The organism is Bacillus sp. TH19 (assembly GCF_016651075.1).
Taxonomy (GTDB): Bacteria; Bacillota; Bacilli; order Bacillales; family Bacillaceae_G; genus Bacillus_A; species Bacillus_A mycoides.
In genome coordinates this window covers 2,251,586-2,264,567 of record NZ_JAEKEO010000007.1, presented here as the reverse complement: position 1 = coordinate 2,264,567, position 12,982 = coordinate 2,251,586, and the positions used below count along the sequence as shown (strand labels likewise).

Annotated in this window: 12 protein-coding genes, 2 pseudogenes and 1 riboswitch; of the genes and pseudogenes, 2 read left to right on the top strand and 12 right to left on the bottom strand. The window is 35.8% G+C overall.

Annotation, left to right across the window (positions count from 1 at the left end):
- Nucleotides 1-81 precede the first annotated feature (81 nt).
- Nucleotides 82-1,428, top strand: coding sequence for a short-chain fatty acid transporter (locus tag JFU54_RS15460; protein WP_137076088.1), 1,347 nt, complete (start codon nt 82-84; stop codon nt 1,426-1,428).
- 40 nt (nt 1,429-1,468) lie between these two features.
- Here the strand turns inward: JFU54_RS15460 and JFU54_RS15455 are convergent, their stop codons facing one another.
- From JFU54_RS15455 to JFU54_RS15440, 4 genes are all read right to left on the bottom strand, one after another.
- A complete protein-coding gene (locus JFU54_RS15455; RefSeq protein ID WP_201065127.1) occupies nt 1,469-1,822 on the bottom strand; it encodes a group-specific protein in 354 nt (117 codons plus the stop codon).
- Entirely contained in the window at nt 1,819-2,394 is a 576-nt protein-coding gene (locus JFU54_RS15450) for an NAD(P)H-dependent oxidoreductase (RefSeq protein ID WP_016101006.1), read from the bottom strand. The genes JFU54_RS15455 and JFU54_RS15450 overlap by 4 nt, the downstream gene beginning before the upstream one ends.
- Nucleotides 2,395-2,416: 22 nt before the next feature.
- A complete protein-coding gene (locus JFU54_RS15445) occupies nt 2,417-2,854 on the bottom strand; it encodes an SWIM zinc finger family protein (protein ID WP_080118265.1) in 438 nt (145 codons plus the stop codon).
- A 205-nt stretch (nt 2,855-3,059) separates the two neighbouring features.
- Nucleotides 3,060-3,380 (bottom strand): hypothetical protein, encoded by a 321-nt coding sequence (locus JFU54_RS15440; protein WP_002110869.1) that lies wholly within the window; start codon nt 3,378-3,380, stop codon nt 3,060-3,062.
- A 38-nt stretch (nt 3,381-3,418) separates the two neighbouring features.
- Nucleotides 3,419-3,517: riboswitch (SAM riboswitch) on the bottom strand.
- A 121-nt stretch (nt 3,518-3,638) separates the two neighbouring features.
- Here JFU54_RS15440 and JFU54_RS15435 point away from each other — a divergent pair.
- Nucleotides 3,639-3,830: a hypothetical protein gene (locus JFU54_RS15435; protein ID WP_002084448.1), complete on the top strand. Its 192-nt coding sequence runs from the start codon at nt 3,639-3,641 to the stop codon at nt 3,828-3,830.
- 31 nt (nt 3,831-3,861) lie between these two features.
- Here the strand turns inward: JFU54_RS15435 and JFU54_RS15430 are convergent, their stop codons facing one another.
- The 8 genes and pseudogenes from JFU54_RS15430 to JFU54_RS15395 form a co-directional block, all read right to left on the bottom strand.
- Nucleotides 3,862-4,584 (bottom strand): YwiC-like family protein, encoded by a 723-nt coding sequence (locus tag JFU54_RS15430; RefSeq protein ID WP_002137286.1) that lies wholly within the window; start codon nt 4,582-4,584, stop codon nt 3,862-3,864.
- 184 nt (nt 4,585-4,768) lie between these two features.
- The gene (locus tag JFU54_RS15425) at nt 4,769-5,470 is read right to left on the bottom strand and encodes an ECF transporter S component (RefSeq protein ID WP_002142494.1); all 702 of its coding nucleotides are present in this window, start codon (nt 5,468-5,470) and stop codon (nt 4,769-4,771) included.
- A pseudogene (locus JFU54_RS15420) lies at nt 5,443-5,736 on the bottom strand (ABC transporter ATP-binding protein); the annotation flags it as partial. The gene JFU54_RS15425 and the pseudogene JFU54_RS15420, both read right to left, overlap by 28 nt.
- 141 nt (nt 5,737-5,877) lie before the next feature.
- Nucleotides 5,878-7,008 carry an RNA-guided endonuclease InsQ/TnpB family protein gene (locus tag JFU54_RS15415; RefSeq protein WP_201065123.1) on the bottom strand — a complete coding sequence of 377 codons (1,131 nt, stop codon included), beginning with the start codon at nt 7,006-7,008 and terminating at the stop codon, nt 5,878-5,880.
- Nucleotides 7,009-7,648: 640 nt separating this feature from the next.
- Nucleotides 7,649-9,019: pseudogene (locus JFU54_RS15410) on the bottom strand (ABC transporter ATP-binding protein); the annotation flags it as partial.
- A complete protein-coding gene (locus JFU54_RS15405) occupies nt 8,992-9,870 on the bottom strand; it encodes an energy-coupling factor transporter transmembrane component T (protein ID WP_201065121.1) in 879 nt (292 codons plus the stop codon). The pseudogene JFU54_RS15410 and the gene JFU54_RS15405, both read right to left, overlap by 28 nt.
- Nucleotides 9,871-9,893: 23 nt before the next feature.
- Entirely contained in the window at nt 9,894-10,721 is an 828-nt protein-coding gene (locus JFU54_RS15400; protein ID WP_201065118.1) for a DUF4430 domain-containing protein, read from the bottom strand.
- A gap of 123 nt (nt 10,722-10,844) precedes the next feature.
- Nucleotides 10,845-12,701 carry a DUF4430 domain-containing protein gene (locus tag JFU54_RS15395; RefSeq protein WP_201065115.1) on the bottom strand — a complete coding sequence of 619 codons (1,857 nt, stop codon included), beginning with the start codon at nt 12,699-12,701 and terminating at the stop codon, nt 10,845-10,847.
- Between the last annotated feature and the right edge of the window lie 281 nt (nt 12,702-12,982).

Below are 12,982 nucleotides of genomic sequence, written 5' to 3'. Positions count from 1 at the left end.
CTGAATTTTCTATATATTAAAGGTTATCACCCAAACAACCTCGAACATTGTAATAAACATACATAAGGAGGTTGATCTATTTTGTTTCGTTCATTTACAAATGGCTGTGTTGCCCTTGTGCAGCGTTTCTTGCCAGAACCGTTTATTTTATCATGTTTATTAACTGTTTTCGTTATCTTCTTCGGTATGTTTGCAACGAGCCAAACACCTGTAGAAATGATTAATCACTGGGGTAATGGAATTTGGGGACTTCTCGCCTTTTCTATGCAAATGGCTCTTGTACTCGTGACAGGATCTGCATTAGCAAACGCTCCTCTTATTAAAAAAGGATTAACGAGAGCAGCGAAACTACCGAAAACAAATGGACAAGGTATTATTGCTATTTCAATCGTAAGTTTACTAGGAGCATACGTAAACTGGGGATTTGGTATTGTTGTATCGGTTTTATATGCAAAAGAAGTGGCCAGACAGTTAGAAGGATTAGATTATAGGTTAGCAATTGCTTCTTCCTACTCTGGATTTCTCATTTGGCATGCAGGCCTTTCTGCTTCTATCCCTCTTACGTTAGCAACTGGCGGCGAAACGTTAATTAAAACGACAGCTGGAAGTATTAAAGAAGCGATTCCAATAACAGAAACGTTATTCTCACCATACGCACTCGTGCCAGTTATTATTTTTCTCGTTACGATGCCTCTCATTAACCGGGCCATGCATCCAGATGAAAAACATACGATAACTGTAGATCCTAGCGTATTCCATGAAGAAGCTGCCGCTCAAGAAGTAGGGAACAATACGTTCGCTGAAAAAATGGAAAATAGTATGATTATTACACTTTGCATCGGATTATTAGGTCTTATTTATATTTTTAACTATTTTAGTACGAAAGGCTTTAACCTTACACTTGATATCGTTATTTTTATGTTATTAATTGCCGGTCTTATTTTCCACCGTACTCCGATTCAATATATTCGCGCTTTCTCTGACTCAACTAAGAGTGCTTCAGGTATTTTACTTCAATTTCCGTTCTATGCTGGAATTATGGGGATGATGATTGGAGTAAATAGTGAAGGTCTTTCGCTTGGAGGAGCTATTTCTACTTTCTTTATTAGTATTTCAAATGAAACCACATTCCCGCTCTTTACATTTTTAAGTGCTGGCATTGTAAATATTTTCGTTCCATCTGGAGGCGGTCAATGGGCAGTGCAAGCACCAATTATGATTCCAGCTGGCGCTGAACTTGGTGTACCTGCCGCGAAAACAGCGATGGCAATTGCATGGGGCGATGCTTGGACAAATTTAATTCAACCTTTCTGGGCATTACCGGCATTAGCGATAGCTGGTTTAAGCGCGCGTGATATTATGGGATTTTGTGTTGTTAACTTACTATATGCAGGATTTATCATTAGTCTATGTTTCTTATTTATTTAAACGAAAAGCTAGTTTTATACTAGCTTTTTTATATAATAAATCATTCGTTATCTATACAGCTTATTACCTTCCTCCACTCTACCTCTGCATGATTTAATGCTTCATATGTAAACAAATCTTCACATACTTTTTCAATCATATGAGGATTGTTCTTAAGGAAATTCCACTGCAATACTTCAGGGAGAACATACGTTCCGTATTCTTCACTTCCCTTTATTACCTCATCAACTTCTCTTTCACAAATCCCTCTTATTAAATAATCATTTCTTAATTGTATTTGAATTTGTTGAAACGTTTCGCTGTATTTCTTCAATTGGACTAAACAATTAATATACGTACGCAAAAGTTCGTCATCACAATTGCAACACTTTATAATACGATCGATTTCATTCATAATGTACGAGCCGCTTCTTCTATTTGTAACAGCCATTTTTCACGCTTCGTTACTTTACTCGTTTTCACAGATTGAAAAGCAGAACGTTTTATATCGCGAATACCACAAAAACGTAAAACCCCTCTTTTCATCATAATCCAATCCGCTGATCGATATAATAGGGCCACGTACCATAACGGTGAGTCTAACGTATTAATAACCCATGCTTTCTTTCCTTTAAATAAGCCTTTCGGTAATGACCCCTCATATTTATAAGCAAATCCAGCTACAAAAATACGATCGATAAATCCTTTTAAAATAGCAGGCATGCCCCACCACCATATCGGATATATGAAAAGAAGAATATCCGCTTTCTGCACTAATTCTCTATATCGCTTCGTCTCTTCTTCATTTAGTAAATCACGTCTTTTCTTCTCTTCATTAAATACAAGCACTGGATCAAATTGTTCTTTATATAAATCAAGTAGCGTAACAGAATGATTTGTTTCCTCAAGTCCTTTTTGCACATGCTCTAAAATTGCCCCATTAAAGCTTGAAGTATTAGGGTGAGCATATATAATTAGTACGTTCACTACAAAACAACTCCCTCTTTAGTTAAAGTTTCCCCTTCTTTAACATCGTCTCTACAATTTGCACATTTTTCGAACTTTGTAACAAACGATTTAATACTGTTAGTAACTCTTCTCTTTCTAAACCTTTCAATTGCTCTTTAACTGTACTCTCACCAGCACCTTGAATTTCATACACAACTGCCGCCATATGTTTACAATAATTTTCATAAGGACACTCGCAGCTACTTTCTGCAAAATCTTCAAGATCAATAATCACTTCATAATTCCCTGCATTTCCAGTAACGAAAGCAAATACTTTCTTGTCGTGTATTTCAACATCTTCTACATGTCCCTCTTCATAATATTCATATCCTCTATCTATAATGTACTTTGGAATCCATTTCATTATATCTTTTAATAAGTATGCATACATCACAACACCTCTTCCTCTAATTCCCTTTTGACTTCCAAAATCCTGCATGTTATTCTAATAACTGTCAAGTAGCGAGTCTACGTGACAAAACGACTGACACCTATTCGGCGGAGGTGTCTCTTTTCATTTGCAGCCGATATGAAGTGCCTCTTTCAGGCACATTCAATCTTTGACACTACACACTCAACACCATTCCCTTGTATCAGGCTGCTTTAGCAGTCTTTTACTCTACATACTTCAAAAAAAAGAGAGCTCAGCTCCCTTTTCCCGCTTTATAAAATACCCCTTTTTCAGCATAGCGATATTCATCATCAGCTAAAGTAATTTTCCCATCCAGTTTGAGTTCATCTAATAGTCTTGATAAATAAAATTGATGTAACATTTTTTTAGTGAATTTTCCTTCATGATGCGAAACGATATGTTCTTGAATATCTAACAATGATATTGGCTTATCTTGCTCTATCATATATTCATAAACTGTACTACGCAGTTTTACGTATTTTTCGAGTGTCACAGTACTTCGCAACCCCTTTCTTCTTATTATATGTTTTCGTAATCGGTTTTTTTGCAACAAAAAAACCTCTCCGATAAGAAGAAGTTACGTATATCTTCGTCTTATCTCCCAGAACAAATATGTTCTGCTGGAATTAGCACCTGCATCGCGGTTGCTGGGTTTCATCGGGCCAGTCCCTCCACCTCTCTGGATAAGAAAATATTCACTTTAAATTTAACTATACGTAATTTTATTATAATTGTCAAATAAATATAAAAAATTATATTTTCTTCTTTATTGTTCATACTACAAAAAGATGTACAAAAGGAGGCTACTACTTTGAAAAAGAATGCTCGTGGATACGTACAAGATTCTTTTCATTCCTTACAAGAAGCGAAACATTGTTTAGAAGATGCATTACAGACTGTTGAAGAAGATTTTAATCGCGCACGTATTGAACAATCCCTTTACGCTGTAGAGCAAGCTCTTCAACGTTGCGATTACACCGTTCACATTTTAGAACAAGAATGAAAACTTCCCATCAAAAGATGGGAAGTTTGTTTCAAATGGCATACTTCATCATTATTACCGTTATTATTAAAAAATATACAGAATTAACAATTTCTAAAATCCCTACTTTTAATATAGAAATCTTTTTGCCATACAACATAATGGCCCGAATTACACTTGGTACAAATATGAGTGAACACCATGGATTTATAGCAAATACAATTACCGTTAATACAATATGGTATCCCCAAGATATAAAACGATACTTCGGATTATTTTTTTCACGAATCATCGTTTTTACATAAAACGTACTTCCTAAAAAATATAGAAATGAAATAAGCGCAATGAATAATGCTGTTTTATCTATGAATTTCACGGAGAAATAATAACTGATTAAACCACCTATACAAAACACTATAATCGCACAAACATCATTTAGTAATGCTCGTTCATTTTTTTGACGAGCGTAATACATATTTACAATAAACAATGGAATCATTAATACTGCGAATAAAAGAATTCGCCATTCATATAATAAAGAAATCATCCCAAATACAAATGCAATGATAAAATAAACAATTGCAGCGTGTAGAAATTCTTTTTTTCGTCTTTGCCTTATGTACATGAGAAATGGATACGTAGCTAGATAGATAAAGAACCAGGCTAAAAACAATGGGATATGATAAAAAGTAGGTTTACCAAGTAATACACTTAATAGAAATGGTATGACAAGCATCGCCCATGCTCCATGTTGCTTCGGAATAACTAACTTCATTAACTATACACCTCCCTCTTGAAAATAGTTCTCACCTACTATTATACAAATAAATTCATATAATAACGGACATATATTGAATCTATTTTTTGACAATAAAAAATGCTCCTTACAATATGTAAGAAGCATGAAAGAGGCAAACGAATATGTAAGTCGCGACCCTACCTTATATGAGTATGCTTTTCTATGTCACGTTATGCTCATCTAATATACCGTATTTCTTTTTAAATCTTGTGAGGATCGTAATCCATGACGTACTAAATAGCAGAAGGAAAATAACATTCGATATCGCGTGACTCAGATCAAAGTAAAAACTTGCGACATAGTAAGCAATAACTGTTTCCCACGTTGCTTCCTGTATAAAACCAAGAAGACCCCAAAAATTCATAATCCAGCCAAATAGAAATCCAACGGCAAATCCGTACAACAGTCTTCCCCACAGTTTTTTCATTAAAAATGTATTACGTAATAGTCCAGCTATAAACCCGATCATGCCCCAAGAGAACATTTGCCACGGCGTCCACGGACCTTGTCCTAAAAAAATATTAGATACAATAGCCGCCGTTGCCCCAATCATAAAGCCAGTTTCACTCCCAAAAACAATTGCAGAAACGATAATGACAAAAGAAGTCGGTTGTACACTTGGTAAAATAGAAAATGGTACCCGGCTAACCGCTGCAATCGCCGCTAACACAGCAACGATAACAATTTCACGTGAAACAAACGCCTTCCTTTCAAAACGAATATAGAAAGGTAACATAATGACAGCTAATAAAAACAAACTACTTACCATGTAATACCCGTCCATAATAAAAGTCGTAAAGAGTAGTGTACATATTACAACGGCAAAAATAAATATTATAAATGCAACATATCGTTTGGACACGCTTCGTACACATCCTCCCACGTTAATGCAAACGGCAACTCTCTACGGATGAATCGATTAATAGATGTTGTATAAAAGAAGTTACCACTAAAGAACTCTTTCGGTGCATCATTCATAATGACTTTCCCGTCAAATAACATCATACATTGATCAACGTATTTCGCTGCAAACTCAATATCGTGCGTTGCCATTACAATAGTTGTACCTTCTTTTTGCAACTGTTTAAATAGCTCTCCAACTCTTTCCTTTTTCCATGGATCTAGTCCGATACGATAAACTTAACTAAATCTATACAATTCAATCAAATTTACACGAGTTAGTGCTTCATCGTGTTCTCGCAACCCCGAAGGGACGAGGGGTATAACACTCCACACGAGGCAGTATCGTTACCTCCTATTATCAAGCATTTATTTTACCCATCTTGATAAATTTATCGCAGCATTTACATCCCTATCGTGATGGCTATTGCACCTAACACAACACCACTCACGTATTTTTAAACTCCACTGTCCTTCTGGTTGAACTGAATGGTCGTATTTTACTCCGCAACATGAACAAATCTTGCTTGAGGCGAACCATTTATCAGCTTTTACATATGCAATGCCATACTTCTCGCACTTGTATGACAAACATTGAAAGAAGAAGTTTAATTTTTGAAAGGAAAATGCTTTCGATAGTTTTTTGTTTTTTAACAGGTTTGAGATAGGTAAGTCTTCCACAACAATTCTCATTGGTTTGGTTTTCACCAATTTAGCTGTTGCTTGATGGATATGGTTATTTCGGATATTCGTAATTTTCCTAGATAACCGCAGGTGCTCAGTTTTCGCTTTTTCATATCCGGCAGATTGAATTTTTACACCTTTTTTAAATCTCCTAGACATATCTCTTTGTGCTGACTTTTTCCTTTTCAAAAGTTTTTTAACCTTGGCATCTTTGTTTATATTTCGTTCTTTCATACCATTAGAAGCTACAAACAGCTCTTTTAAACCAACATCCACACCAATCGACTCATTGGTTAGTGCTTGTAATTCAAAGTCTTCTTGGAATCCTACACTAATCCACCAGTGACGACCATCAAAGGTAACTCTTGGATTTGATGGTTTTTTGTTTCTTGGTAGTTGTTGGCTTGTTTTCACTTCTCCAATGGACTGAATATCAACTACTTTCTTTCCTATAATCAGTCTTTCATAATTGGCATAAAATCCTTGGATTAAATCTTTTTTGGATTTATAAGAAGTGTGATAACCATTTTTGTACTTTTTGAACGAATGTTTTCTCGCCGTATCAAAATCTTTTGAAGCCTGTTTGGGCACTTGTGCATTAATGTCTTTTAACCACTCATATCTCTTTCGCTTCTTGATCTTTGTAAATCGTTTCTGTAAAGCTAACTGTGAAACAGATTTTCCAAATAGCTTATAGTATCTATCACTCATTCTTTTACAATAGTTATAAGCAAATCTTGCAGCACCAGCATGGTTTCTAAGCACTTTTTCTTGTTCAGGCGTTGGAATTAGTCTGACTTTCTTCGCCAATATCATCAGAATTTAACTCCTTTAATGAAAGATTTGTTCTTCTGAATAGTAGCGTGTTCCACCAGCATTCTCCTTAGATTACTCGGATGCAAACCTGTTAATTCTGATACTTGACTAACTCGTGAAAATTTCATTATTATTCTCACCTCATTGAACCAAACATAGAACATACGTTCGATATTTTCAATGAAGTTTGATAGATTCAATAAAATTTATCTTGTTCAACTAAGGGCGCAATTCCTTAGCCAGTTCTCTTATGAACTTCTCATGTTTTCACATGAGCGCAGACTATATGTTTATCTCTTTAGGGATAGAGGATTTTTCCACCACCATAGGCTTGTGGTGTACTCTCGTCAGTTATACGAGATAGTCGTTGAACGTTCATCTTATCCATTTTGACTTAGATGATTCGAGGCGGAAGACCCATTGTTCTAGTGTTTAGGATTTAACCTTGCACGATCTGATTGATTTTTTCTGCTTTCGCAACATTCACGCTCGCTATTTCTAGCCACGTTGTAGTTCAATCAGCTTTAGGGATTGCCCGCAGTTAACCCTCACTACTAGCCAATCACTTGACTAGCAGGGCTTACTGATATATTTAATTAACTTTGGTTATAATTGGTTAAATAAATCGTAACAGTTAGTTACCCTTTGTCGGTTCATCAAGCAATAATAAAGTCGGCTTTGATAATAACGTTGTACATAATGCGAGTAATTGTTGTTCCCCGCCGCTACAATCATGCGGATGACGTTCTTTAAGCGAATATAACCAAAACTGTTTTAGCATATTTTCTGCTATTTCTTTTCCTTGTTCTCCGTATAATTCACTTGCACGTTCATACACTTCTTCCCACACTGTATCAAATGTAAAATGATAGTATGGGTGCTGCGATACATATCCTATACTTTTAAATCGTTCTTTCGAATCAATTTTATGTATCACTTTTCCACTCCACTTTACTTTCCCTCTTCTAGCTTTTTGTAATCCTGCTAAAATCGTTAACAGTGTAGACTTCCCGGTTCCGTTTTTCCCAACTAGAGCTGTCCATTTTCCTTTTTCGATGTTCACTGTTAAATCTCGTAAAATAAGGGGACTATTTTTCTCATATTGAAAAGATATATGTTCTGCACTTAAGATCACTTCTTGCTTTTCACACTGTTCTACTTGCCCATCCCTATATGATATCGCTGAAAAATCATTCATTTTCATTTGCGCTTCTCGCACTGTAAATGGAATCTCTTTCACATTCCACTCTAAAAACAATCTTGGAATTTGCGGGATAAATGGACGGAACTTTTCAACTTCCCACATGTTAGCTATAACCGTTTTAGGACTACCATCATAAACGATTCGGCCGTTATTCATACAAATAACGCGTGTTGCAAGTGGTATCACTTCATCCAGACGATGTTCACTTAAAACGATCGTAATTCCAAGTTCTTCATTAATACGTTTTAATAATCCTAAAAACTCTTTTGCAGCAATCGGATCTAGCTGCGCTGTCGGTTCATCCAGTAATAATAACTTCGGCTGCATGACTAATACTGCTGCTAAATTTACTAGTTGTTTTTGACCACCAGATAAAGTATGAACAGATTGATGTAACAAATCTTGAAATCCTAAAAAGCTAATAAGTTCCGCTATTCTTTTTTGAATAATATGTGATGGTAACCCGATATTTTCTAAAGAAAATGCTAATTCTTGAATCACTGTATCCATTACGAGCTGATTTTCTGGGTTTTGAAATACCATACCAATGTCTTGTGCAGATAATAAATCAGGTACTTCCTCTAATAAAACGTCATCATAAAATATCTCTCCTGAACGCGTGCCAATTGGCAGTAATTCCTTTTTAAAATGTTTTAATAAAGTTGTCTTCCCAGAACCTGAACCGCCAGCAAGTACTATAAATTCTCCTTTTTGAACAGAAAGAGAAATATGCTGTAACGCTTCTTCATTTTCATCAGCATATATAAATGATAAATTCTTTATTTGTGCATGCGCCACCATATCGATTCCCTTCCTTCCATCATAATCGGTAAACTAATAAACATCATAAATAGGAAAAACATCATTCCATCGTATTGCTGGAACAGTATTGATTCCACTTTCGGATAGATAATCAATTTCCCACCGCCATAATAACTAAATATAAATGAAGTTATTAATAGAAAAACTAAATAACTTAGCGTATACAAATCACGTCTTTCCATTCTATATCGAATATATGTCGTACGCTTCGTTACACCAAACCCACGAGCTTGCATAGAATCTGCCGTTTGAAGTGCATCTTCTAACGAACAAACTAATAACACTTGCAGTAATTTCATTCCATTTTTTATACGCTCAATGAGTGAACCTGAATCTAATTGCACACCTTTCGTTTTTTGGACGAGTGTAATTTTCTTTAACCGCCTAATAAACAAAGGAACAAACCTCACTGTAATCATCGTTAACAATGCTACTTTCGGTGAAATTCTCGAAAATAAATATAAAAATTTATGACTCGAAATAATATCGTTATAAGAAGCAAACGTAAACATAATCGCAACTAATAATAACCCCATAACAAGCCCAAACATAACTGCCTCAAGCTTAATCCGGCTATCTCCTAACCAAAATAACGTAGTCGCCCCTCTATGCGTTAATAAAGAATTAAATAAAATTACCATTAGAAAGAATACGATAGTACTTGGCAGCATATTTCTTATTTTCTCGCCATTTCCTTGTACTATATTTAAGATTACTATTAGTATAATCGCTCCAATTAAAAAAAGAGGATGAAGACACATCATACATAGTATCATCACCCCAATATAATAGAAAAAATTAACAAAAGGATGTAAAGAAGAAAAGCTTATTTTCATAGTCCTTTACCGAAGATCCTTTCCTATTTTAATACAAACACCCACTCAATTGTATCGCCTGGTTTTACTTTAACTACACCAGCACTATAGTTTGGAAAAGCACCGTTCACACGATATTTCCAGCCACTAGTAGTAGTAATATCTTTCTCGTATAAATCATTAATACCTTTTACATAAATATCACCTTTAGAGCCCATTGCATCAACCTCTAGTCCTGTGCCCGTTAGCACACTGTAAACTGTGTCGCCTTCTTGTACATCAACCTTTTTCGCACCTAATAAGTATCCTTCATGACCTTTTACGGAGATAGTAACTTGTTTCGATTGTGGTTTCGGTACTAGTACTGGATCTGGTTTTGGTGGTTCAGGAGTTGGTACTACCGGAGTCGGTATCGTTTTCTCCTCTTTATTCGGATCTTCCTTTTGCTCCTGTTTCGGTGTTTCTTTCGGCTGATTAACAACCTTCGCCTCTTCTTTTACTTCTGGCGCTTTCTGTTGCTGGGGTTTCTCTTCTTGTACTTTTTGTTGCTCTGGTTGTTTATTTACAGCAGGCTGTTCCTTTGGTTTCTCTTCTTTCTTTACTTCAGGTTGTTCCTGCGCTTTTTCTTCTTTCGGTTTCTCTTCTACTTTTTGTTCTTGTTTATCTTTCTGCTCTTCTTGTTGTTTCTGTTCCGGTTCAGCTTGCTTCTCTTCCGGTTTCGGTACATCTTTTTGTTCTTCCTGTTTCGCCACTTCTTTTTGCTCTTCTTGCTTCGGTTCTGCCTTCTTCTCAGGTTTTACAGCCGTTTCTTCACATCCGGCTAATAATCCCAATGAAAGAACTAAAGAAATGAACCATTTCATCTTACTCATGCTGTCCCTCACCTTTCATATTAAAGTGAAACTTTAATGAGTGGAGATTTTGTTCATCCCCACTCATTATTAGCCCTCACTTTTATAATAAAATTAGGAGCAAATGATTGCTCCTAATTTTTGTTAAGCTGCTTTACGTCTCCATAATACATATGCAGAAGCGATACATAATACACCCATACCTACTTGTGTAGCTGCACTATGAGAAGATGCTCCTGTTTGTGGTAATTGATTCTTATTCTTGTTTGTTTCTTTATTAACTCGTTCGTTATCTACAACAACTTTTAGATTTTCATCTTTTGGTTGTTTTTGTAACTCTTCTTGTTGTTTCGGCTGTTCTACAACTTCTTTTTCTTCTACAGTTGTCTCTGGCTCTACAATTGGTTTCGTATCAATTTCATTCTCTACTACATTTGACCAATCATAAATCGATTTTCCAAGATCTTTAAACTGAAGTAAAGCTAAAAATGCTTGCTCTGTAGCCATTCCGCTACCTTTTTGATCACTTGGTAACCATTTAAACTCACCATTTGGAAGCTGGTATGACATTAAATTTTGTACTGCTTTATTAAGACGATCGTGATCTACATCTTTAACTAGCGATAGTCCAATAATTGCTTGTGCAGTACTATTAGAATTCTCTTGTCCATCAGCGGTAAAACCACCATTACCTAGCTGCTGCTTGTATAAATAATCAACAGCTTTTTGAATAGCTGGCTTTACATCTGCTTGATCTTGATAAGGAGCTAATGCTGCTAATACCATACTTGTTACATCAACGTTACTAGCACTTTCTTTACTACTTGAACTATCATATGTCCAGCCACCGTCTGTATGCTGCGCTTGTAAAAGTGCTTGTACTAAAGCAGCTCGATTCCATTTTGCTTCGGCCGGAATCTCATATTTCTTTGTATCTAATGCAAGTAATGTAAATGCGTATCCTGTAACGGAATTCACTTTATCTGATTCAAATAAATTTTGTACTAAATTTTGTCCCTCTACCTTTGTAGGATCAACATTCATTGCATTCATCATAATAATCGTTCTAGCTAAATCTGTTGCTGAAAAACGGTTTAAACGCTTCTTAACCTTTTCAGCTACTGGCTTAACATAGTTTATTTTCGTTTCAAGCGGAACATTTACACCTGAACGAGCAAGTCCAATCGCAACCCAATCACTACCAATTCCATCTTGTAACATCTTTTCTGACGTTTTAGAAATCGCTTCGTTTAATTGTGCTGCTGGAATTTCGACTTTCTCTTGCTTTGGTTGTTCTGTTACTTTATCTTCTGGTTTACCATCTGGCTTTTCTGTTTTCGGTTCTTCTAGCTTACCATCTGGCTTTTCTGTTTTCGGTTCTTCTGGTTTACCATCTGGCTTTTCTGTTTTCGGTTCTTCTGGTTTACCATCTGGCTTTTCTGTTTTCGGTTCTTCTGGTTTACCATCTGGCTTTTCTGTTTTCGGTTCTTCTGGTTTACCATCTGGCTTTTCTGTTTTCGGTTCCTCTGGTTTTGGCTCTTCTACAGTTTTACAAGTGCCAAATTTATCTAACGTTTGTTGCAACGTTTGTTGACTCATATTGCTCCAGTCTGCAACGTAACGAAATGCAACAACATCCCCAGACTCTAATTTATAACTATCCGCCCCAACTTCTGCAGATTTATCGTTTACATCATACAACCAACCGCTTGTTGCTCCGGCCATTAATCCATCGATACCCTTTATATACGTTCCAAATGACATACTTTCAGATGTTACTTTGTCACCCATAACTTTTTGTAGCAAACTAAAAGCTGTTTCTCCATCTTCAATGGAAACTTCTTTCGGACATAACATAATTCCTTTTTGTGATTCACCGATAATTGCAAGTTTCGCTGTCTTTCCTTCAGCAAACGTAATATGTACTGTATTCGCAAAAGAAACAAATACAAGTGCCACTGCCATTAATGATGTAAGCAGCCATTTCTTTAACATTGCCATCCCAAAATCCCCTCCCTTTACTAACATTCACACAAAAAAAGACCCTTTAAGGGTATGCGGTTGACACTCTCTTTTTGTAAGTGTCGAACAAAAATGTACAACACCTCCTACCCGCATTATTCGCGGCTATATTTGTATAGGAAAAATAATTTTGTTTATGAACGTACCATTGTGATAACATTCACTTTTCTAGGCACAACTTACTTCCATTTAAGTTATCGTAAAACGATAAACCTATACATTCTGTTAATTTTAAATTTCTGTATTATTTTACTATTGAC

Excerpts from the sequence above, each read along its gene's own strand:
- JFU54_RS15400 (WP_201065118.1), bottom strand. The coding sequence starts at position 10,721 with ATGAGTAAGATGAAATGGTTCATTTCTTTAGTTCTTTCATTGGGATTA.
- JFU54_RS15445 (WP_080118265.1), bottom strand. The coding sequence starts at position 2,854 with ATGCAGGATTTTGGAAGTCAAAAGGGAATTAGAGGAAGAGGTGTTGTG.
- JFU54_RS15430 (WP_002137286.1), bottom strand. The coding sequence starts at position 4,584 with ATGAAGTTAGTTATTCCGAAGCAACATGGAGCATGGGCGATGCTTGTC.
- JFU54_RS15405 (WP_201065121.1), bottom strand. The coding sequence starts at position 9,870 with ATGAAAATAAGCTTTTCTTCTTTACATCCTTTTGTTAATTTTTTCTAT.
- JFU54_RS15455 (WP_201065127.1), bottom strand. The coding sequence starts at position 1,822 with ATGAATGAAATCGATCGTATTATAAAGTGTTGCAATTGTGATGACGAA.
- JFU54_RS15415 (WP_201065123.1), bottom strand. The coding sequence starts at position 7,008 with ATGATATTGGCGAAGAAAGTCAGACTAATTCCAACGCCTGAACAAGAA.
- JFU54_RS15395 (WP_201065115.1), bottom strand. The coding sequence starts at position 12,701 with ATGGCAATGTTAAAGAAATGGCTGCTTACATCATTAATGGCAGTGGCA.